This is a genomic window from Kitasatospora sp. NPDC096128, assembly GCF_040303105.1.
GTDB lineage: Bacteria > Actinomycetota > Actinomycetes > Streptomycetales > Streptomycetaceae > Kitasatospora.
Window position 1 is genome coordinate 32,992 of the sequence record NZ_JBEOSP010000001.1, and the last position, 21,934, is coordinate 54,925.

At 74.3% G+C, this 21,934-nt stretch carries 13 protein-coding genes and 1 pseudogene; 4 read left to right on the forward strand and 10 right to left on the reverse strand.

Features of this window, described 5'->3' with window-relative positions:
- Window positions 1–79: 79 nt before the first annotated feature.
- Window positions 80–2,113, reverse strand: a complete 2,034-nt coding sequence (locus ABTY61_RS00170; protein ID WP_350503062.1) for a trypsin-like serine protease — start codon at window positions 2,111–2,113, stop codon at window positions 80–82.
- Between the two features lie 638 nt (window positions 2,114–2,751).
- Between ABTY61_RS00170 and ABTY61_RS00175 the strand changes: the two genes are divergently transcribed.
- Complete coding sequence (locus tag ABTY61_RS00175; protein WP_350502594.1) at window positions 2,752–6,873, forward strand: polymorphic toxin-type HINT domain-containing protein; 4,122 nt, start codon at window positions 2,752–2,754, stop codon at window positions 6,871–6,873.
- Window positions 6,874–7,147: 274 nt separating this feature from the next.
- Window positions 7,148–8,020 carry a nucleoside hydrolase gene (locus ABTY61_RS00180; RefSeq protein WP_350502595.1) on the forward strand — a complete coding sequence of 291 codons (873 nt, stop codon included), beginning with the start codon at window positions 7,148–7,150 and terminating at the stop codon, window positions 8,018–8,020.
- An 89-nt stretch (window positions 8,021–8,109) separates the two neighbouring features.
- Here ABTY61_RS00180 and ABTY61_RS00185 read toward each other — a convergent pair whose 3' ends face one another.
- Genes ABTY61_RS00185 through ABTY61_RS00215 form a run of 7 tightly spaced genes read right to left on the reverse strand, consistent with a single transcriptional unit; the run spans window position 8,110 to window position 18,279 of the window.
- Window positions 8,110–8,871, reverse strand: a complete 762-nt coding sequence (locus ABTY61_RS00185; RefSeq protein ID WP_350502596.1) for an SDR family NAD(P)-dependent oxidoreductase — start codon at window positions 8,869–8,871, stop codon at window positions 8,110–8,112.
- Between the two features lie 31 nt (window positions 8,872–8,902).
- Complete coding sequence (locus ABTY61_RS00190) at window positions 8,903–9,145, reverse strand: acyl carrier protein (RefSeq protein ID WP_350502597.1); 243 nt, start codon at window positions 9,143–9,145, stop codon at window positions 8,903–8,905.
- Window positions 9,146–9,201: 56 nt separating this feature from the next.
- The gene (locus ABTY61_RS00195; RefSeq protein ID WP_350502598.1) at window positions 9,202–10,452 is read right to left on the reverse strand and encodes an aminotransferase class I/II-fold pyridoxal phosphate-dependent enzyme; all 1,251 of its coding nucleotides are present in this window, start codon (window positions 10,450–10,452) and stop codon (window positions 9,202–9,204) included.
- Window positions 10,449–12,578 (reverse strand): condensation domain-containing protein, encoded by a 2,130-nt coding sequence (locus ABTY61_RS00200; RefSeq protein ID WP_350502599.1) that lies wholly within the window; start codon window positions 12,576–12,578, stop codon window positions 10,449–10,451. Before ABTY61_RS00200 ends, ABTY61_RS00195 begins: the two co-directional genes overlap by 4 nt.
- A gap of 9 nt (window positions 12,579–12,587) precedes the next feature.
- A complete protein-coding gene (fabF, locus tag ABTY61_RS00205; protein WP_350502600.1) occupies window positions 12,588–13,865 on the reverse strand; it encodes a beta-ketoacyl-ACP synthase II in 1,278 nt (425 codons plus the stop codon).
- Window positions 13,862–15,577 carry a thiamine pyrophosphate-binding protein gene (locus tag ABTY61_RS00210; protein WP_350502601.1) on the reverse strand — a complete coding sequence of 572 codons (1,716 nt, stop codon included), beginning with the start codon at window positions 15,575–15,577 and terminating at the stop codon, window positions 13,862–13,864. The genes fabF and ABTY61_RS00210 overlap by 4 nt, the downstream gene beginning before the upstream one ends.
- Before the next feature lie 5 nt (window positions 15,578–15,582).
- On the reverse strand, window positions 15,583–18,279 hold the full coding sequence (locus ABTY61_RS00215; protein WP_350502602.1) for an aldehyde dehydrogenase family protein: 2,697 nt from the start codon (window positions 18,277–18,279) through the stop codon (window positions 15,583–15,585).
- Window positions 18,280–18,768: 489 nt separating this feature from the next.
- On the opposite strand from ABTY61_RS00215, the gene ABTY61_RS00220 reads away from it, so the two are divergent.
- Together ABTY61_RS00220 and ABTY61_RS00225 are read left to right on the forward strand one after the other, a co-directional pair.
- On the forward strand, window positions 18,769–19,752 hold the full coding sequence (locus tag ABTY61_RS00220; protein WP_350502603.1) for an alpha/beta fold hydrolase: 984 nt from the start codon (window positions 18,769–18,771) through the stop codon (window positions 19,750–19,752).
- Window positions 19,746–19,862: pseudogene (locus ABTY61_RS00225) on the forward strand (AraC family transcriptional regulator); the annotation flags it as partial. The gene ABTY61_RS00220 and the pseudogene ABTY61_RS00225, both read left to right, overlap by 7 nt.
- Here the strand turns inward: ABTY61_RS00225 and ABTY61_RS00230 are convergent.
- Window positions 19,831–20,706 carry an alpha/beta fold hydrolase gene (locus ABTY61_RS00230; protein ID WP_350502604.1) on the reverse strand — a complete coding sequence of 292 codons (876 nt, stop codon included), beginning with the start codon at window positions 20,704–20,706 and terminating at the stop codon, window positions 19,831–19,833. The pseudogene ABTY61_RS00225 and the gene ABTY61_RS00230 overlap by 32 nt on opposite strands.
- Before the next feature lie 88 nt (window positions 20,707–20,794).
- A complete protein-coding gene (locus tag ABTY61_RS00235; RefSeq protein WP_350503063.1) occupies window positions 20,795–21,934 on the reverse strand; it encodes a glycosyltransferase family 4 protein in 1,140 nt (379 codons plus the stop codon).

Here is a 21,934-nt window from a genome sequence, read left to right on the forward strand (position 1 = left end):
TCCGCAGAGCCCGGTGCGCTCCGCGAGCGCCGTACCGTCGGCGACCAGCTCCCCCCGGGCGCCCACCCGCTCGGGACGGTCAGCCGGTGGTGGTGGCCGTGATGGCCTTCACTCCGGTGGCGCCGCCGGGGATCTCGATCCACGGCGTCCACTGGCCGGCGTTGTAGTCGGCGTCGCGGCTGTAGACCTTGTCGTCCTCGTTGACGGCGACGAGGTGGACGACGTTGCCCTCGGCGCTGCTGCTGATCGCCTTCAGGCGGTTGTCGCTGACCTTCTGCCACTGCTGGTCCCAGTAGCCGCGGTCGTAGTGGCCGTAGGTGGTGAACAGGTCGCCGGCGCCGCCGATGATCTGCAGGTCGACGGTGTAGCCGCGGGCGGCGGCGGTGATGCCCCGGACACCGACGGCGCCACCGGGGATCTCGCCCCATGCGGTCCAGCTGCCGTTGGTCAGCTTGTCGCGGGTGTAGACCCTGCCGGTGGTGCCGACGGAGTACAGGTGGACCACGTTGTCGGGGGTGGTGGCGCTGCTGAGCTGGTCCGCGGTGTTGTCGCCGAGCTTCACCCAGCCGCTCCAACTGCCGGTGCCGTAGTCGACGGTGGCGTCCCACACCGTCTTGTCCGAGCCGAGGATCTGCAGGCTGACGGTGTTGCCGCGAGCGGTCGCGGTGATGCCCTGGACCCCGGCGGCACCACCGGGGACCTCACGCCACGGGGTCCATGCGCCGCCGACCTTGCCGTCCTTGGTGTAGACCCGGCCGGCTCCGACCACGAAGACGTGCACGGTGTCGCCGATCGTGACGCTGTCCACCGCGGTCAGGGCACTGCTGTCGATCATCGACCACGTGCCGAGCCAGTTGCTCGTCCTGCGGTCGACGGCGGTGTCCCACAGCGCGCTGTTGCCGCCGACGATCTGGACGTGCAGGCCCGCCTTGACCTCCGCCGTACGGTAGCTGAGTACCTTGACCCAGGGCCCGAGGTCGTCCACGCGGCTGGCGTTGGCACCGGTGCGGGTCTCGGTCGAGGGGGTGTCCAGGCAGCCGCCCTGCCAGGAGCGGGTGGCGATGGCGGCGAGTTCCGCGGTGCCGTTCGTGTCGCGCAGGGTGGGGGCGCCGGCGTCGCCCTGGCAGAGCGCGGCCTGGCCCGCGGCCGGCGCGGTGTCGACACCCGTCGCCGTGACCGCGGCGACCGCGTGGGTGGTGGTGTGCAGCTTCGTGGGCACCCAGTCGGTGGCGGTGCGGCCGTAGCCCGGGATGCGCAGCTGCTCTCCGGCCGTGGGTGCGGTGCCCGCGACCGTGGCCGGCACGACGCCGTCGACGGGCGTGGCCAGACGGGCCATCACCAGGTCGCGGTCGGTGCGCGGCACCAGCTCGGCCACGTCGACGACCGCGCCGGTGCCGGTGTTGGTGAGATCGGTGCGGCCGACGGTGACGGTGGTCCTGTCCTTCGGCGCGCCGGCGGTGACGGTGGACAGGTCGTTCGGGGTGTCGGTGAAGCAGGACGCCGCCGTCATCAGCCAGTACCGGTCCACCAGCGTGCCGGTGCAGGAGCGCTTGCCGTCACCGACGTTGATCCTGGCGGTGAAGGCGAGTGCCGGGTCGGTGGGCTGGGGTGCGGGCGCGGTGGCGGTGGATCCGGTGACGCGCAGTTCGAGGAGCACCGCCCGGCTGTTCGGGTCCAGCGTCTCGCCGATGCCCTTGCTCCCGCCCGCGGCGACGTCGACCGTCTCGGTGGGCTTCTGGTCCGTCGACAGGCTCGCCCGCACCGAGCGGCCGTACGTGCTGACCCGGTACGCGTTCGGGATCGACAGCGCCAGGTACCCGGAGGCGCCCGGTGCGGCGAAGCAGATCTCGTCGTTCGGGTTCGGCGGCGTGGTGATCGCCCGCACCTTGATCTGGAAGCTCCCGGCCTTGCCGCAGTCGGTCAGCGTGATGCCCCCGTCGCCGCGGGTCAGGGTGATCCCCCGCGCCGCCAGGATCTGCGCCGAACCGGGGTAGGCGAAGGTCTCCACCGCGGCGGCCGGCGCATCCGCCGCCGCGGTCGGCGCGGCGCCGGCGGGCGCCGCGGAAGCGGTGCCCCAGCCCGCCACGGTGGACAGGACGAGAGCGGTCGCCACGGCTGTCAAGCCGCGATTTCCTGCAAGGTTCTTCATAACTCCTCATCGGTTCGGGATCGGTTCGGGAGCGGTTCGAGACATCACCAGGAATGACGGTTCTCCGGTACGAGAACCCGAGGAATGGGCTTCACACCCGATCACGGGCGCGGCCGCATTGATACGGGAATTCGACGCGAGTGGCTCCCGGTGAATTCTGGCAGGGGCACGGCCCGGCGTTTTTTGCACTGCGTCGACAGTCCTGTGCACTGCGTCGACAGCCCGGTGCGCCCCGCCGACCCGTGACGGCGGCCGGCGGCCGGCGGTCACCGCGCCCCACGGTGCCCGGAGCACGCGATCCCTTCCCGCACGGCACCTCTCCCGGCCGACGGGCCGGGCGCACATCCCCGGCAAGGCGGCTGAAACAGACATTTGCCGCCGCTTTGCCAGCGCTTGATTCGATCGTCGAAGCGGACTCTCATGGAGCTCCACCACTGCGGTGAACGGATGCGTACGGCCAGACCGGAGTAATTCCGCGGCCGTGTTCCGCGCTGCTTCCGTGCTGCCCGGAATTACTCCGTCCAGAATCAATCGGTCCGATACCGCTCCGTCCGACATCACTTCGTCCGATGTCACTCCGTCCGACATTTTGCGAGGAAAACATGAGTTCAGCTTCGACAGGCCTGGCACACCGGGGAAGGAGGGCCGGGCTGAGGCTGCTGTGCCGCACGGTGCTGCCGGTCGCGCTGCTCGCGTCCGCGCTCTCGGTCGCCCCGGCGACGGCGGACGGGACGACGCCCACCCCGCCGCTGACGGACCGTGGACGGGTGCTGCAGGCCTGGAAGGTCGGTGGCCCGAGCGTCAAGGCAGCCGCCGAGATCGCCCTGGCCGGGACCTCGGACCAGGTCCGGCTGTTCCTCGGCACGCCGCAGAACCCGCAGGACGGCGAGCTGGCCAAGGCCGAGACGAAGGACACCCGGGCGGCCCTCCTGCAGATGGTCACCGCCGGCGGCCCCCGGCTGCGCGCGGCCGCCGAGACGGCGCTCGCCGGCACCGACCAGGGCGTCGCCGCCTTCGCCAAGGACGGCTGGAAGGCACCGCTGGAGCAGGACCAGCGGGTCCTGGTCTCCCAGATCGCCGAGGCCGCCGGCCCCCGGACCAAGGCCGCCGCCCTCGCGGTGCTGGACAAGCCGACCGCCGACATCCAGGCCTTCCTGGAACAGGGCCGGTTCTCGCTCCAGGAGACCGACAACCGGGTCCGGGTCTCGCAGCTCCTGGAAACCGGCGGCCCCGCGACCCAGCAGGCCGCCCAGATCGCCCTCGACGGCAGCGCGGAGGAGATCCGCACCTTCCTGGAGACCGGTCAGCAGATCGCCGCGGCCCGGGACCAGGAACACGCGACCATCGACCAGTTGGTCCAGCAGGCGCAGCAGGCCGGTGCGGAGGCGTCACGCAAGAAGGACGCCGCCAAGGAGGCCTCCGACCGCGCCGTCGAGGCCGCCGCGCTCGCGAAGAAGGCCACCGACGAGGCCGTCGCCGAGACCCTCGCCGCCAAGGACGACGCCCAGCGGGCGACGGCCGCCGCCAGGCGCGCCGCCGAGGCCACCCAGCGCGCCGCCGACGCGGCCCGGGCCTCGATCGCCGCGGCCCGGGCCGCCGTCCAGGCCGCCAACCGCGCCTCCGTGGCCGCCGGCCGTGCCGCGGCCGCCGCCGCCGGCGCTGCCCAGGCCACCACCCGCGCGCTCGCCTCCGCCGCCGCCGGCAAGGTCGACGAGGACGCGGCCGCTGCCGCCACCCAGGCCGCCACCCAGGCGCGCGCCGCCGGCGCCACCGCCGACAATGCCTCCAAGGCCGCGATCGAGGCCCAGTACGCCGCCGAGAAGGCGGCGTCCGCCGTCGCCGACGTGAACGCCACCGCCGACGCGGCGGACCAGGCCGGCACCTACGCCGACCGGGCCGGGGCCTCGTCCGCCGAGGCCAGGCAGGCCGCGGCCAAGGCCCGCCGCAACGCCGGCGAGGCGACCCGCTCCGCCAACGCCGCCGCCAAGTTCGCCAAGGAGGCCGGCCAGGCCGCCGCCGAGGCCCGCGACGCCGCCAACTCGGCCGCCGACCGCGCCACCAGGGCCGCCGAGTCCGCGCGCAACGCCGCCGCCAACGCCGGCAACGCCACCAACGCGGCCCAGCAGTCCGCCGCCCACGCCGACAGCTCCCGGCAGGCCGCCGCCGCCGCCGACACCGCCGTCACCAAGGCCCGCCAGGTGCACGCCCAGGCACTGGCCTCCGAGGCCGAGGAGCAGAACTCCCGCACGGCCGACGGCATCGTCCAGGCCCAGGACCTGAAGGCCGACTACGACGCCGGCCGGCACGCGGCCGACGACGCCACGGCCGCGGCGCTGCGCCTGGATCAGGACGCGGTGCAACTCGCCGCCCGCGCGTCCCAGCCCGGCGCCGACCCGGCCACCGTGGTCGCCGACGGCCGCAGGATGGCGCTCGCCGCCCTCAAGGTCCGCGGTCCGTGGGCCAAGTCCGCCGCCGAGTACGCCCTCAGTGGCAGCGACGAGGCCGTGGTCGACTACGTCCGCACCGCCTGGCAGACCTCGTCCGAGCAGGACGAGCGCGCCGAAGCCCGCCGTCTCGCCGAGAACAGCGAGTACGACACCGTCCGCACCGCGGCCCGCACCGCGCTGGCCGGCGACGGCGCCGCGGTCCACGCCTTCCTCCGGACCGGCCGGCACACCGCGGCGCTCAGCCAGTACCGGGTCAAGGTCTCCCAGCTCATCGAGACCGGCGGGCCCCACCTCCAGCAGGCCGCCAAGGCGGCGCTGGAGACCAACACCCCCGACGCCCTCGTCACCTTCCTCGCCCGTGGCCGGTACGAGGCCAAGGCGGTCGACGACCGCCTCACGGCCTCCCGACTCATCGAGACCGGCGGCGCGGAGGTCAAGTCCGCCGCCCAGATCGCCATGGAAGGCCCCTACCCGGTCCTCACCGACTTCCTGCTGATCGGCCAGTACCAGGCCCAGCAGCAGGACAGCCTGACGGCCACGCACGTCGCCTCGATCGACAACGCCGTCAACGGCGCTTCCCAGGTCGCGGCCCTCGCCAAGCAGAACGCCGCCCAGGCCGCCCAGTACGCGGCCGTCGCCGCCGGCGCCGCCGACGCCGCCAACACCGCGGCAGCCCAGGCGAACGCCGCGGCGAACGCGGCCGCCGGCTTCGCCCAGCAGGCCAAGACCGCCGCCGACCAGGCCGACGCGTCCGCCACCAAGGCCGCCGGCTACGCCGCCAGCGCCCGCACCGCCCAGGCCACGGCCAACCGGGCGGCCGAATCCGCGCAGAACTCGGCCACCTATGCGGCGGCCAGCGCGGCTGCCGCGCGCGGCTCCGCAGACCTCGCGTACGCGGCGGTCGCATCCGCCCGCCAGTCCGCCGAGAACGCCGGGAAGAGCCGCGACGAGGCCCGCTCCATCGCGGAGAACGCCCAGCTGGACGCCGTCCGGCAGGCGCAGCGGGAGGACGCGATCCGGCGGCTGTCGGAGCAGGTGGCGCTGTCGGTGCTGCACGACTACAACGCTCCGTCCGAGTTCTTCCGGACCTGGTACGACTGGTTCTCCGGCACAGGTCACACCGTCCTCGGACTCGCCAGCTATGTCCCGGAGATCGGCCCGGCCGCCGGAGCCGTCAACTGCGCCTGGTACGTCGGCGAGGGCTTCGCCGGCTATGCCGACACCTCTGACATCGTGACCGGCTGCGCCGGCGCACTGCTCGGCCTCAAGAGCGTCAACGCCATTGCCAAGGATGCCCTCAAGTGGGGCCCGAAGCTCGCGGACGCCGGTGTCGCGGTCGGCAAGTGGGCCGCCAACCAGGGCAGGAAGGCGGCGACGCAGGTCCGGAAGTTCCTCGACCGCATTCCCGGCTTCAACAGCTTCCCCGCCGGCACCCTCGTGCTGATGGCCGACGGAACGACCCGCCCGATCGAGCAGGTCCACGTGGGCGACGCCGTCACGGCCGCCGACCCGCAGACCGGCGTGTCCGGCCCGCGGACCGTCCGGGCGACCATCTCCAACCCGAACGACACCGAGTTCACCGACCTCACCGTCGCCGGCCCGGACGGTGGGACGTCCACCCTCACCGCCACCGACAACCACCCCTTCTGGGCGCAGAACAGCGCCCGGTGGACCGACGCGGCCGACCTGCGGCCCGGCGACACCCTGCGCACCGACACCGGTGCGGCGGTCCGGGTCGTCTCCGTGCGGCACCGGAGCGCTTCCGCCCCCGCCTACAACCTCACCGTCGACGAACTGCACACCTACTACGTGCTCGCGGGCGACACGCCCGTCCTGGTCCACAACGACGGACGGGAGAAGTTCGCCGAGCAGATCCTCGGCAGGCTTCCCGGGTGGCAGAAGGGCGACCCCGCCTGGGGGACCGTCATCGTCCAGGGCTGGGAGGGGGACTCCTACCCGCTCAGCGGCGCGCTCCCGAGCGGGGAGGGCGCCGACGCCCAGGAGATCGCCGCCTTCCTGCACTCCTCCGGCCCGGCCAACGGGCTCGTCGAGACGAAGCTGGCCTGGCAGATGGTCAAGAACCGGATGTCGCTCGGCGAGGTCGTCATCAACGACCCCCAGGGCCCGTGCGACATCGACGGGGACCGGACCGCCTGTCTGAACGCCGTCCGGTCGATCCTCCCGAAGGGCTACCTCCTCAGGGTGTGGTGGAAGGACCCCGCCGGCGCCATGAAGTGGCAGGACCTGATCGGGGCGCGTGACCTGACCACGGTCTGAGCGTGTGAGGTCCGTTCTCCTCCGGGATGACGGCCTCGATGTGGCGCCCGCGCAGGTGGGCGCGGTTTCCGCGGGACGAGTGGGTCCGGTCCGCGGAAACCGCGCCGGGCCGCGCCGGGCTGTGTTTGTCGCGCCGGATCATCCGCTCCGTCTACCGGAACCGCGCCGACGGGAACGACGAGGCCACCAGCACGACCGGCTTCCCGGTCGAGGCGTGCGCAGGTGCGCCGATATTCCGTTGGTGACGTTCCGTCGGATCGGTACGGTCGCGGGCATGGCGATCCCGATCGTGTTCGACATGGAGACCGGCGACCCGGACGACGTCTTCACCCTGTGTGCCCTCGCGACCCATCCGTGGGCACGCCTGGTGGCCGTGACGGTCATGCCCGGATCGGATGAGCAGGTCGGCATCGTCAAGCACCTGCTCGGACGCCTCGGGGTGCCCGTGCCGGTCGGCGCGTACCGGCCCGGCGCCGACGTGAAGCCGGTGTCGGGCTTCCACCGCCGATGGCTCGGGAAGGTTCCGGCCCGCGAACCCGACGCCGAGGCCTGGCAGTTGCTGCGGGAGGCCCTCACCGGAGGGGACGTGACGCTGCTCACGGGGGCGCCGTTGAAGAACCCCGGAATGCTCCTGGAGCGGGAGCCGGACGTGCGGATCGCCCGCTGGGTCGCGCAGGGCGGCTTCGCCGGCGACTCGGTCGTCCCGCCCGAACACCGTCTCCCCAAGTTCGAGGGACGCGAGACCTGCCCGACGTTCAACTTCAACGGCGCTCCGGACGCCGCGTCGAGGCTGCTGGAATCGCCCCACGTCGGTGAGCGGGTGCTGGTCTCGAAGAACGTCTGCCACGGCGTCGTCTACGACGGCGCGATGCACGCCGCGCTGTCGGCGCGGCGGCTCACGCCCGGGATGGCGCTCGTGCGGGAGGGCATGGGGGTCTACCTGGGCAAGCGCCGCGCCGGCAAGGCCTTCCACGACCCGCTCGCGGCGGCCGTGGCGCTCGACGAATCCGTCTGCGCCTTCCGCGAGGTCGAGGTGTACCGCGAGCGCGGCGCCTGGGGTGCGCGGCCGGCGGCGGGCACCCGGACACGGATCTCGGTCTCGGTCGACCACGCGCGATTCCTGGACGTCCTCACGGCCACCGGGTGACGGCCCTCGCTCCGCTCCGGATCCGCCTGCCGCCTGCGGCCTGTCGGCGGCCGTGGTCGGCCGGGGCGGCGTTCACCGGTGCCCGGCTTCTAGGCGATGTGGGTGCCCCCGTCGACGGTCAGGGTGGTGCCGGTGATGTAGGAGGCCGCGTCGGAGACGAGGAAGACCAGGGCCGCCGCGAGTTCCTCGGGCCGCCCGAGGCGGCCCGAGAGCACCCGCGGCATCATCGCCTCCAGGTAGCCCTCGGCGTAGCCGTCGGTCATCGGGGAGGGGAAGAGGCCCGGGGCGAGGGCGTTCACCCGGATGCCCTTGGTGGGGGTCCACTGCTGGGCGAGGTCGCGGGTGAGCCCGAGGATCCCGGCCTTGGACGCCGAGTAGGCGGCCTGCGGCAGACCGCCGGTGACCAGCGCGAGGATGCTGGAGACGTTGACGATGGCACTGCCGGGCCGCATCACCGCGCCCGCGGCCTGGGCCGTCCAGTAGGAGCCGAGGAGGTTGGTGTCGACGACCTCGCGGAACTGCTCCGGCGTCTCCTCCGTCGCGGGGTGCTCGCCGCTGATCCCGGCGTTGTTGACGAGGATGTCCAACCGCCCGAACGCGCCCACGGCGGCGTCGACCAGGGCCCGGCAGTGGGCCGGTTCGGTGACGTCGGTCGGTACGGCGAGGGCCCGGCGGCCGAGCTTCTCGACGGCGGTGCGGACGGCCGCCAGCCGCTCGGCGCGCCGCGCCGCGAGCACGACGTCGGCGCCGGCCTCGGCCAGCGCGGTGGCGAAGGCGACGCCCAGCCCCGAGGAGGCGCCGGTGACCACGGCGACGCGCCCGTCGAGCCGGAAGCGGTCGAGGACGGTCACGGCTGCCCGGCCTCCCGGGCGGCGACGGCGGTCACCGGTGCTCGGCGACGTAGTCCACCGCGTCGCCGACGGTCCGGAGCTCCGCGACCCGGTCGTCGGGGATCCGCACCTCGAACCGGTCCTCGACCGCCACGGCGATCTCCATCATGGCCAGCGAGTCGACGTCGAGGTCGTCGGTGAAGGACGTTTCGGCGCTCACCTCGGCGGAGTCGATGCCGAGGACCTCCTCGACGATCTCGGCGATGGCGTCGAGGATGTCGGTGTTGTCCACCACGGGTTCCTCCCTCGGGAGTTGGGGGGCGGGGATCGGTAGATGAATATGGCGGGGCGTCAGACGCCGAGCCGCCGCCGGTAGTCGAGGAGGGTGCGCAGGAAGCCGTCCAGCTGCTCCTCGGTATGGCCCGCGTGCGGGAACAGGCGCAGGAGCGCCTGGTTGCGCGGGACGGCCGGGTAGGAGAAGACGGGCACCAGGTAGCCGTCCTCGACGAACCACTCCCGCATCTGCAGGGCGGCGGCGTCGGTGCCGATCGGCACCGAGAGCATGTAGGACTCGGTCGGTGTCGTCGCCGTCCCGGCCTCGTGCATCCGGCGGCGGAGGCGGGCGGCGTGGGCCAGGTAGGTGTCGACGATCCGGGGGTCCTCGGCGAGGGCGTCGATCGTGCGGACGGCCGCGTGGGCGGTCGGCGGCTGGATGGCGGCCGTGAACATCGAGGTGCCGGAGAGGAGTTCGAAGGCGTCGACGGCCGCCGCGGGCCCGGCGATCGCGCCGCCTTCCAGGCCGATGGCCTTGGACAGCGACACCATGACGAAGTCGGCCCGCTCCCGGATCGCGGCCGCCTCGCGGGCGTAGGGGCGGTGCTCCGGTCCGTAGACCATGAAGCCGTTCGCGTCGTCGATCATGCTGACGGCGCCGTGCCGGTCGCACTCGTCGAGGATCTCCACGATCGGCCCCATCGTGCCGTCGGCCGAGTAGATGCTCTCGGCGATCACCACGGTCTTGCGGGCGCGGACCCGGTCCAGGACACGGGCCAGGTCGGCGACGTCGTTGTGCCGGAAGGCGTGCACCGTGCGGCCGTAGCCGAGGCCCTGGAGGCCCTTCCAGATGCTCCAGTGGACGTCGCGGTCCACGACGAAGACCGTGTCGTGGTTGCGGACCTCGATCCCGTCGTCGAAGTGCGCGGAGCTGCTCATGGCGTGCACGAAGCCGATGTTGGCCAGCAGTCCGGTGGCGAAGCTGATGGCGCGTTCCTTGCCGGTGTGGCGGGCGATCGTCTCCTCCAGCACCTGGTGGGGCCGGCAGATCCCCTGGGTCATCCGGGAGCCGCTGGTGCTCAGGCCGTGGGCGAGCGCCCCCTCGGCGAAGTGACGGCGCACGGGGACGTGGCGCTCCAGGTCGAGGAAGCTGATGCTGGCGAAGTTCACCAGCTCGCGGCCGTTGCGGACGATGGTCGGCCCGACGGGGCCGTCCACCACCGGTGGGCGGTACGCCGTCTCGTGGGTGTTCGCCTCGACGAAGGCGGCGAAGGCCCACGGGGCCAGCCGGTCCACGGACGGTGCGGTGCTGCGGGGCGTGGTGGTCATGGTGAGGTGCCTCCTCCACGGTGGGCGCGGGGCGGTAGCGGCTCCAGGGCTGCGGCGAGGCGGACGAGCGAGGCCGTCCCGGTGAGTTCGTCCGGCGCGATCCCGGTGAAGCCGGACCGGTGGAGCAGCGCCAGCAGGCGGGGGACGGCGACCAGGGTGACGCCGTGCTCGGCGAGGCACCGGTTCAGGTCGACGGCGCCCGGGCCGTCGGGGCGGGCGCGGCCGTCGGGGGAGCCGGTCGGTGGACAGTCGGGTGCGGCGGTGGCCTCGGCGGCCACAGCGGCCACGGCTTCGGCCAGTGCCCGTTCGGCCTCCGTCACGGGCGGGCGGCACGGGACCCGCAGCGTGCGCGTACCGGTCGTTGCGGTGGTGGAGCGGCGGGGCGGGTGGCCGACCGGCGAGAGGACGTAGCGGCCCGGGGCCAGGACGCCGGGCGCCGCGTCGAGGTGGTCCAGGACGTGGCGGTGCAGGTCCTCCGGGGTGACACCGGGGGCGGTGCGGGCGCGGGCGACCAGGTACGGTCCGTCGTCCGCCCCCGTGGCGTTCCCGCCCGGGGCCACCGTCACGTCGAGCACCCCGGGGTGGCCGCGCAACACCTCCTCGACCGCGGCCGGGCGCACCCACCCCTGCGGGGCCCGCCACCACCCGGGGACGGCCGGTGCGAGCGGGCGCGCCGGGACGGGGCACCCGGCACCGTCGGCGAGCGCGCGCAGCAGGGCGCACAGTCGGACCGGCAGCGCCGCGGCCTGGGCGGCGTCGAGCAGGTGGTCCCCGACGGTGACATCGAGGGTGACGGCCCCGGCGTCCAGGGCGAGGTCGACGTAGAGGGTGTCGCAGGGCTCGTCGGGCGCGCTGCGGAGCCAGGAGGCGGACCCGTCCGGGGCGGTGTCCCGCCCGGGGGTCGGGGAGTCGGGGGTGGGGCACCCGGGGACCAGGTAGTCGCGCGGCCAGGAGTAGCAGTTGTACTCGAGGGCGGGCACGCTCAGCACTCCGCGGCGGCGGTCCATCCGCGCCTGGGCGGCGACGAGTTCCGCGGGGCGCCACTGACCGTGCCGGTAGGCCGTGGCGGAGGCGGCGGCGACCGAGGCGACCACCTCGCCGAAGGCCGCGCCCGGGCGCAGGTCGATCTGCACCGGGACGGTCAGGGCCCGGACGCCGACGCCCGTCCGCAGCGCGGCCCGGGCCCGGTTGGAGACCACCACCGAGGCGAGGAACCGGTGTTCGCCGGTGCGGGTGGCGACGTCGTGGGCCAGCGCCGCGAGCACGACGACCTCCGGGCTGACCCGGTGACGCCGGGCGACGCGGTGGACGTCGTGGTACGCGTCCACCGAGCGGTGCTGGAGGCGGTGGCGACCGGCGCCGGCCTCGGACCCACCCTCACTCCCGTTCCCGCTCCCACTTCCGTTCCCGTTCCCGCGGAACGGGGCCAGCACGCCGGTCGGGTTGTCCGCGAGGCGCATCAGCCACTCCCGCTCCGCCGCCCGGGCACGGGCCGGGGCCTGGGCGGCGAGCGCGTCGAGCGGGTGCGGGCACGCCGCCAACGATGCTGCTGTGCCGAGGAGTTGACCGTGCAGCTGGTCGAGCAGCACCGCCAGCCCCCACCCGTCGATCAGCACGTGGTGGGCGGCGATCAGGACCGCACGCGGCCGCCCGGCCTCCAGCAGCACCCGGGCGAGCCAGGGCGGGTTCCGCTCGGGATCGATCGGGCGGGCGGCCAGCGCCGCCGTGGCGGCCTCCACGGTGGCGGCGTCGACGACGGGGACGTCGAGGTGGTCGACCGGCAGCGGGGCCCAGTCCGCCCGGTGGACGTGCTGGACCGGGCGCAGCGGGTCGACGGTGGTGCGCAGGGCCTCGTGACGGGCGGTCAGGGCGGCGAGCGCCGCGTGGACGTCGGCGACGGTGGCCGGGGGCGGGACGTGGCAGTGGTCGGCGAGCGGCGTCGGGTTCACCCGCCGCGCCGGGGGAAGGGTGCGTTCGAACCAGTGCCACTGCTGGACCCAGGTCAGCGGCCCGCTGCGGGTGACGGTGCCGTTGCTGGTGGCGGTGCCGGCGGTGGCGGTGGCGGCGGTGCGGGCGGTTGCGGTGGCGGTCTCCGGGCTCGGCGCCGGTTCCGGGCGGCGGTGCACGGCCGGCCCTCAGACCGCTCGGACCACGAGGGCGGCATTGTGGCCCCCGAAGCCGAAGGAGTTGCTGAGCGCGATCCGCAGGCCCTCGTGGTGCTGCGCCCGGTGCGGCACGAAGTTGATGTCCGGGTCGATCGGCTCGTCGCAGTTGACGGTCGGCGGGACGTCGCCCGTGCGGAGGGCCTGGATCGAGGCCACCAGCTCGACCGCCCCGGCCGCACCGATCATGTGCCCGGTCATCGACTTGGTGGAGCTGACCGGGATCCGGGTGACCCGGTCGCCCAGGACCTTGCGCAGGACGGCCGTCTCGGTGGCGTCGTTCAGCAGCGTCCCGGTGCCGTGCGCGTTGACGTAGTCCACGTCCGCCCCCGTGATCCCCGCGTCGCGCAGCGCCGCCTCGACGGCGAGGCACGCGCCCCGCCCCTGCGGATGCGGTGCGGTCCAGTGGTGGGCGTCCGAACTCGCCCCGTAGCCCGCGAGTTCGGCCAGCGCCTTCGCCCCCCGCCGCTCGGCCGCCTCGGCGGCCTCCAGCACCAGCACGGCGGCTCCCTCGCTCATCACGAATCCGTCGCGGTGCGCGTCGAAGGGCCGGCACGCCGCCGTCGGGTCGTCGTTGCGCCGGGACAGCGCCCGGGCGTTGCCGCTGCCCGCGAGGTCGACGGCGGTGACGCAGGCGTCTGCGCCGCCGACCACGGCGACGTCGGCCTCCCCACCGGCGATCATGCGCAGCCCCGCGCCCACCGCGTCCGCGCCGCTGGCGCACGCCGTGCTCTGGGCCCGGCTGGGCCCCTGGGCGCCGAGCCGCATGCCGATCTCGCAGGCGGCGCTGTCCATGGCGGTGGTGACCTGGGTGAACGGGCCGACGGCCCGCGGCCCCCGGTCGCGCAGCGTGTTCGCGGCGCGGTAGATCGACCCGACCGGGCCGTAGCCGCTGCCGATCACCACGGCGACCCGCGGTGCCAGGCGGTCGTCGACGACGAGTCCGGCGTGCCCGCACGCCTCCAGGGCCGCGGCGAGGGCGTACTGCGCGTACGGGTCGGCGCGGCGGCTGACCGCCCGCGGCATGTATTGGCCGGGTACGAAGCCGCGGACCTGGCCGCCGATCCGGACGTCGAGACCGGTCACGTCGATCGCGTCCACGGCGGCGATGCCGCTGCGCCCGGCCAGCATCGCCGTCCACGTCTCGTCGGCGCTGTGGCCGAGCGGCGTCACCGCGCCGTACCCGGTGACCACCACCCGGCGCCGGGACCGGCCGGGCCCGGCGTCAACCCGCCCCCACCCGCCGGTCATTGGGGGACCACCCCGGCGTCGCGGAGGGCCGGGAGGACGTCGTCGGCGGCGACCGGCACCATGAGCACGGCGGTGCCGCCCCGGGCGCAGAACCGTCGCGCCTCGTGGATCTCCTCGGTGAGCGCGGCCTTGTCGCGCAGCACCCGGCAGCGGAGGTCCGGCCCGTCGTCCACCGCGGGCGGCGGCGCGCCGGGGCGGGTGAAGGGGTGGCGTTCGGCGTCGAGGCCGAGGCGGGCGCGCTGGGCGTCCAGCCAGCCGTAGCCGCCGTTGCACAGCACCACGTACAGCACGCCGCCGTGGGCCGGGGCGGTGACGGCGATGTCCGCGCGGGCCGCGAGGAACGCGCCGTCCCCGATGAACGCGGTGACCTCGTGGTCCGGGGCGGCCCGCTTGACCCCGATGGCCGCGGCCGCCCCGAAGCCCAGCGGGGTCTGCTCCGACGGCACGACGGACCCGCCGCCGACGCGGAACGGGAAGCCGTAGGACCAGATGTCCTGCAGCCCGTTCTCCTGGACCAGCACGCGGGGCTCGCCCGCGGTCGCGTCCAGCGCGGCGAGCAGCTCGGCGACGCGGATCCCCGGCAGGGCCGCCGCACGGGCCAACTCCGTTGCCGCGTCGGCCGACAGGGCCTTGCGGGCGGCGGCGATCCGGTCCGCCCACGCCCCGAGCGCCGCCGCGCGCCCGGCTCCGCCGTCCTCCTCCAGGGCCCGCGACCAGCCGAGCACGGCGTGCCGGGCGTCCCCGAGTACGCGCGGGCCCGGGAACTCCGCCGACAGTCCGGCCGGGTCCACGTTGACCTGGACCACCGGGACCGGCGGCCACGGCGTCCCGCCCTCGACGACCGTCTCCTCCAGCCGCCCGGCGAGCGACACCACCAGGTCGGCGGAGGACCACAACTCCCGTGCGGGGCCAGCGGCGTAGAGGCCGGCCACGCCGCAGAACAGCGGGTGGTGCTCGTCGACGGCACCGCGGCCGGAGGCGGTGGTGAAGAGCGCCGCGCCGAGGTGTTCGGCGAAGCGCTCCACCGCACCGCCGCCGTTGCGGTGCCGCATCCCGCCGCCCACCAGCACCACCGGGCGGCGGCTGTCGCGGAGCGCGGCCAGCGCCGGCCCGGGTGCCACCGGAACCGGGTCGAGGACGAGTGGTTCGGGCAGCGTCGGCGGCGGTCCGGCGACGAGGACCTCCGCCGTACGGACGTCGTCGGGCACCTCCAGGTAGACCGGTCCGGCCGGCGGGCCCAGCGCCCGGGTGAGCGCCGTCACCGTCGCGGGGACGACCCGGTCCGGATGCCCCACCCGGTGCGCCCAGCGCACCAGCGGCGCCGTCACGGAGACCTGGTCGAGCTCCTGGAACCCGCCGCTGCCCCGGCGGTGTTCGGGCCCGCCGGCGGCGAGCACCAGGACGGGCGCACCGGACTCCCGCGCCTCCAGCAGCCCGGTGGCCGCGTGGGTGACGGCCGGGCCCTTGCCCAGCGCGCAGACGGCGAGCCGGCCGGACTGCAGTGCGTAACCGGTGGCCATGTACACCGCGTTGCGCTGGTCCCGGCACGGGACGAGGTCCAGGCCGGCGCCGTCCAGGGCGCGGAGCAGCTCCAAGTCGTCGCCGGGCAGCCCGAAGCAGGTGTCCACACCGTTCGCCACCAGCAGGTCGACGATCGCCGACCACGCGTCCGGGTACCGTTTGCGCAGCGGCCCTTCTGCTCGTTCGTTCACCTGGTTCACTCCCCGACTGCCGTGACAGGCAGGGACGTTCGGAGCACCCGCGCCACGGCCTGCGAGACGAGCAGCGGCTCGGCACGCCGCTCGCCGCCGTAGGACAGGTAGTTGGCCCGCAACCCGAAGCCGCCGAACGGACGGTTGCCGTCCTCGGCGTCGAGCAGCGTGTGGTTGACGCAGGTGCGGTGACGCTTCGTCAGGACTTCCACCGTCTCCGGGTCGTTCCCGTAGACCATCGCGCCCAAGGCGCGTTCGCTGAAGAAGGGGCTCGACAGGCGTTCGCGCAGCAGCCTCGCGCTGGGGTACGCCACGATGTTGAACACCGGGGCGAACATCTCCTCCAGCGGCAGCTTGTCGTCGAAGCCCCACAGCAGCACGGTCGGCTCCACCTTGCGGGACGGCAGGTCGATGCGCCCGCCGTGCCGGATGCGGCGCGCGTGCCGCACCAGGTAGTCCGAGCAGTCCACCAGCGCCGAGTCGTAGAAGAGCGGACCGTAGTCGGCGGCCGGGTCGTCGTTCGGCCCGAAGCGCAGCGACGCCAGTTCGGCGGCCAGCCGGTCGACGAAGTCCTCGGCGCGGCCCTTCGGGGCGAACACGACGTCCGGGCCGAAGCAGTCCTGGCCCGAATTGTAGAGCCGGATCCTCATGACGTCGTGCACGGCGAGGGCGAGATCGGCGTCGGGTGCGATCACGAAGGGATTGATGCCGTGGCCGAAGTAGAGGAAGAGCTGGTCCTCCGCCAGCCCCTCGCGAATGGTCTCGGCATTGGCGTAATCGCCGGTGAAGACGATGAGGTCGGCTTCGCGCACCGGTCCCGTCACGAACTTGCGCCGGCTCAATTCGGAAAGGGTGATGGGAAGGCCGTGCACCGGGGCCAGCAGGTCGTGCAGGCGCTGCATCTGGCCGGTGATCTCGGAGGACGGCCGGAAGGTTATTCTCTCGCTGTACAGGGCCGCCACCAGCATGTAGAGCGCATAGGAATAGAGCGGGATGTTGGAGGGCATGAAGACCGCGGCCCGGGGCACATGGCCGGGCCGGACGCGACGGACCTCCTCCTCCGCGCCGTCGAGGGTGGCGAGGAAGGACCGGATCTCCGCGGCGGCGGTGCGGTGGGGCGAGATCTCGGTGAGGATCCGCAGCACGGCGTCCTCGTGCTCGGCCACGTACCGGCGCACCGCGCGCAGCGCCTCGACCCGGTCGGCGAACGGGATGCGGTAGTCGGTCGCGTCGACGGACCCGGTCCCTTCGGTGGTCGTCCCGTGCGATGCGGTCAGCGGGGTCGATGTGGACAACGGGGTCGATGTGGTCAGTGGGGTCGATGCGGACAACGAGGTCATGGCGATCTTCTCCAGAGCGGCCCGGTCGGGCTTTCCCGTGTTCGTGAGGGGCAGTGAGGGAAGCACGACGATGTGATCGGGCCGCTCGTAGCGGGCGAGCACGGAGCGCAGCAACTGCTTCCAGTGCGCGGGGTGGTGACCGTCCGGGTCCGTGATCACGAACACCAGACGACAGCCCAGCCGGGCGTCGGGGACCGCGACGACCTGCGTCGGCGCGCCGGCCGACTCGGCCCGCTCGGCGAGGTGGTCGGGGTAGAGGGTGTGGCCGTCACGGTGCACGGCGTGCCGGCGCCCGACGGGGAAGACCCGGCCGGCGTCGTCGAGCAGCCCGATGTCGCCGGTGCGGTGGACGGGGCCCGGCACCGGGACGATCTCGCCGTCGTCGCCGAGTCGGCCCGTCATCAGACCCTCGGTGCGGACCACCAGCTCGCCGAGCCGACCGCTGGGCAGCGGCCTGCCGCGGTCGTCGTGGACCTCGACGACCACCCCGGGCAGCGGGGTGCCGCACCCCACCGGATCGTCGGGGGGCGCCAGCGCGATGTTCCCCACCTCGGTCGCCCCGTAGCCGTCGAGCAGGTGCCGACCCGTGCGGGCGTGGAACCGGGCCGCCAGGCTGCGCCCCAGTGGCGCGCCGCCCACGCACCAGGCCCGGACCGGTTCCAGCGCCTTCGCGAGGGCGGGCCGGCGGTCGAGCAGGTTGAGCAGGGCGTAATAGGTCGAGGGGGCCGCGTCGACGACGGAGAGGCCGTGCTCCAGGCCGACCGCGAGCGCGTGGTCCAGGCGCGTGGTCGGCCCGTAGACCACGAGGGTGCCGCCGCCCAGCCACCAGCAGAGGACCAGCGACAGGCCGTACTGGTGGGAGTAGGGGAGTACGGGCAGGAAGACGTCGTCGGGCCGGTAGCCTATCCGTTCGGCGCTGAGCGTGAGGTTGTCCAGGATCGAACGGCCGGAGCGGACGATGCCCTTGGGGCTGCCCGTCGTCCCCGAGGACCAGGAGATCGCGGCGTCCCGGCGCAGGGCCCAGCTCGCCGGATCGGGCTCGGCCGCCGGGTGCGGTGCGGGGCGGGGCCTCGCGGCGGCGCCCGTGGTGGAGAGCACGCCGCGGTCCTCGCCGCCGTCCACGCCGTCGCCGATGTCGCCGCCGTCGCCGATGTCGAGCACCACGCGGGCCTGGGCGCGGATCCGCTCCCGCTGCGCCGGGGCCGCTCGGTGATCGGCCAGGACCACCGAGGCGTCGAGGTGGATGAGCGCGAGCAGAACGACGACCCATTCCGGCGAATTGGCCCCGCTCATCATCACCCGCGAACCGGGTCCGACGGCGCGGCGTTCAAGAAGTTCGGTGGCACCGAATACCCGGGCCACGATTTCGTCGGTCTCCCAGATGCGCCCTTCGGGCGATATCAAACGCCTGGAAACGGGCAACTCGTGCTCCTCAGAACCACGTGGTCGAAAGCGACTGTCGCATATCCGGAGAACGGTGTCGAGTGTCCGTGGCATGTGCGGGACAGGTGAGTATGGAAGTGGCGAAAGAGATATATGGGGGATTTGGCTTCCTCGAAAATAGATAATTTCATCTGATATGCGGCTCCCGCTGGTAGGGATACCCGCACCCGCGATGCGGGGGCCTGCCCTGCTTGATGGGCCGGTCGGCCTGGGCGCATCGCCGACGAACCCGGTGCCTCGACCCTGCCGGGTCGGCGTGATGTGCCGAATCGGCAACATCTCTGGCCTCGCTCGTGGTGCGCGCGACAGGATCGGTGCGCAGCCGCGGTCCGGTGGCAACGGCACCGGCCCGGCGTGCGCGAAACTGCGGAACCACGGAACGACGGAACGACGGCCTCGGAGGGTTTTATGTCGCAGCGGACGGCGGATCGCACACACCGGCTGGTGCCGGGGCCGGCGGGTCGGATCCACCTGGTGGAGCAGGGCAGCGGGCCGCTGGTGCTGCTCGTGCACGGCTTCCCCGAGTCCTGGTACTCCTGGCGGCACCAGCTGCCGGCACTGGCCGCCGCCGGGTACCGGGCGGTCGCGATGGACGTGCGCGGGTACGGCCGATCCTCCCGGCCCCTGGCGGTGGCCGGGTACCGGATGCTCGACCTGGTCGAGGACGCCGTCGCGGTGGTGCGGGCCCTGGGTGAGCCGTCCGCGGCGATCGTCGGGCACGACTGGGGCGCGACGATCGCCGCGAACTGCGCCCTGGTACGGCCGGAGGTGTTCCGGGCGGTCGGGCTGCTCAGCGTGCCCTACGTCCCGCGTGGCGGCCCGCGGCCCAGCGAGGTGTTCGGCCGACTCGGCGGCGGGGAGGAGGAGTTCTACGTCTCCTACTTCCAGGAGCCCGGTCGGGCCGAGGCCGAGGTCGAGCCCGATGTGCGCGGCTGGCTCGCCGGGTTCTACGCGGCGATGTCCGCGGACACCATGCCCGCACCGTCCGCGCCGGACCCGCACTTCGTGAGCCGGGGCGGGACGCTGCGCGACCGGTTCCCGGTCGGCCGACTGCCCGGATGGCTCGGTGAGGAGGACCTCGACGTCTATGCGGGGGAGTTCGAGCGGACCGGCCTGAGCGGCGCACTGAACCGGTACCGGAACATGGACCGGGACTGGGCGGACCTCGCCGCCTTCGACGGCGCCCCGATCACCCAGCCGTCCCTGTTCGTCGGCGGCGGCCACGACGCCTCCACCACCTGGCTGGCCGACGCGATCGGCGCCTTCCCCACCAGCCTCCCGGGCCTGGTCGGCTCACACGTGCTCGACGGCTGCGGCCACTGGATCCAGCAGGAGCGCCCCGAGGAGGTCAACCGGATCCTGACCGACTGGCTCGCCTCCCTGCCGTCCTGAACGCGCCGTTCCACGCCGACGGGAACATCGCCACCGCGGGCGGGTGCCTGGCCTCCCAGTACCTCGCGACCTGGGTGATCATCGGCCGGCTCCCTCGACGGGCCGGCCGGCGTCGGCGAGGAGGGCGCGGAAGGCGGTGGCGACCAGGTCCGGGCGTTCCTGCATGGCGACGTGGCCGGTGTCGGGCAGGGTGAGCAGGCGGGCGTCGCGGAAGGCGGCGTAGGCGCGCGGGGCGAGCCGGAACGGGACGAGGCGGTCCTCCCGGCCGTAGACCAACAGGGTGGGGGCGGTGATCCGGCAGGCCTGGTGCCAGGGGGAGGCGGCGCCGCGGTGCAGGGAGGCGCGGACCACCGCGCGCATGCCGGCGGCCAACATCCCTCCGGCATGGGGGAGTTCGCTGCGGCGCAGGCGTTCGCGGGCCTCCGCCGCGCGCTGGTCGGGGCGGACCCGGGTGGGGTCCGCGTAGATCAGGCGGTAGAGGTCGTCCAGTTGGCGGTCCGGGCTCCGCTCGGCGAGCAGCCGGGCGTACAGGCGCGGGGCGCCCGGGAGGGCGAGCAGGGCCGCGCGCAGGGCCTGGGGCGGGGGCAGGGCGGGCAGTACGGGGGCGAGCAGGGTCAGGGTGGCGACCAACTCGGGCCGGTGGGCGGCGAGTCGGAGGGCGGTCAGGCCGCCGAGGGAGTTGCCGACCAGGTGGACCCGGCGGTGCCCGGCGCGGTCGAGGTGGGCGGCGACGGCCGCGGCCTGCCCCTCGACCGTGACGACGCCGCCGGGCGGGGGCGCCGACCGGCCGTAACCCGGGAGGTCGAGGGCCAGGCAGTGCACCGAGCCGCGGAGCCGGTCGGTCAGGGCGGCCCAGTTGTGGGTCCAGCCGCCCAGCCCGTGCAGGAACACGGCGGTGTCGGCGGCGGGTTCGGTGCTCGGGGTGTAGTCGGCGGCGAGGGGCTGGTGCTGCACGGGGGCCGGTTCTTTCGTGAGGCGGGAGGAGGGCGGCTTCGGTGGGCTTCGTGGCGGGTGTGGCGAGGGCGGGGGCGGGGGCGGGGGCTCAGCGCCGCGGCGGCCCGGCGGTCTCCGCGATCGCGAGGCGGTAGTGCCCGATCAGCCGGTCGCCGACCGCCTCCCAGCTGCGCTCGGACACGGCGGCGCGGCCCGCCCGGCCGAAGGCCGCCCGCAGGCCGGGGTCCCGGACGAGCCGTTCCACCGCCGTGCGGAACTCCTCGCCCGCGCCGGGCGGCACCAGGAAGCCGGTCCGCCCCGGCCGGACCAGGTCCAGCGGCCCGCCGGCCGCCGGTGCGACCACCGGCAGGCCGCTGGCCATCGCCTCCTGGAGCACCTGGCCGAAGGTCTCGTACGGCCCGGTGTGCGCGAACACGTCGAACGAGGCGTACAGCCGGGCGAGTTCGTGCCCGGTGCGGCGGCCGAGGAACACCGCGTCCGGCAGGGCGGCCTCCAGCGGGCCGCGGCACGGGCCGTCGCCGACGACGACCAGCCGGACGCCCGGGAGCCGGGAGGCGGGCGCCAGCCGGTCGACCTGCTTCTCGGCGGCCAGCCGCCCGACATAGCCCACCAGCACCTCCCCGCGCGGGGCGAGCCGGCGGCGCAGGGCCTCGTCGCGGTGGCGCGGGTGGAACCGCTCGCGGTCCACCCCACGCGGCCACAGGTGGAGCCGGGGGACGCCGTGGGCGGCCAGCGCGCCCAGTGAGGCCTGGGACGGCGCCAGCGTGCGCGCGGCCGCGGTGTGGACGCGCCGCAGGATCCGCCAGGCCGTCCGGGCGCCGGCCTCGCCCGCGAAGGGGAGGTAGGTCCTGGCGTAGGCCGCCATGTCGGTCTGGAACACCGCCACGGTCGGGATCCCGGCCCGCCGGGCCGCGCCGGCGCCGGTCGCCCCGAGCGCGAACGGCCCGGCCAGGTGGACCACCTGGGGGCGGTGCCGGTCGATCGCGGCGGCCAACTGCCCGCCGGGGAGGGCGATCCGCACCTCCGGGTAGCCGGGCAGCGGTACGGACGGGACCCTGAGCACCCGGTAGCCGCCGACCCGCTCGGGGCCGCGCAGGGTGCGGGTCGCCGGGGCGACCACGAGGACGGTGTGGCCGCGGGCCGTCAGGTGCTCGGCGGTCCGCAGCACGCTGTGGGCGACGCCGTTGAGCTGCGGGGGGAAGGACTCGGTGACGATCAGGACGCGCAG

What these genes read in the sequence shown, in the direction of transcription:
- ABTY61_RS00195 (WP_350502598.1), bottom strand. Translation starts at nt 10,452, where the DNA reads ATGACCACCACGCCCCGCAGCACCGCACCGTCCGTGGACCGGCTGGCC.
- ABTY61_RS00180 (WP_350502595.1), top strand. Translation starts at nt 7,148, where the DNA reads ATGGCGATCCCGATCGTGTTCGACATGGAGACCGGCGACCCGGACGAC.
- fabF (WP_350502600.1), bottom strand. Translation starts at nt 13,865, where the DNA reads ATGACCGGCGGGTGGGGGCGGGTTGACGCCGGGCCCGGCCGGTCCCGG.
- ABTY61_RS00175 (WP_350502594.1), top strand. Translation starts at nt 2,752, where the DNA reads ATGAGTTCAGCTTCGACAGGCCTGGCACACCGGGGAAGGAGGGCCGGG.
- ABTY61_RS00220 (WP_350502603.1), top strand. Translation starts at nt 18,769, where the DNA reads ATGTCGCAGCGGACGGCGGATCGCACACACCGGCTGGTGCCGGGGCCG.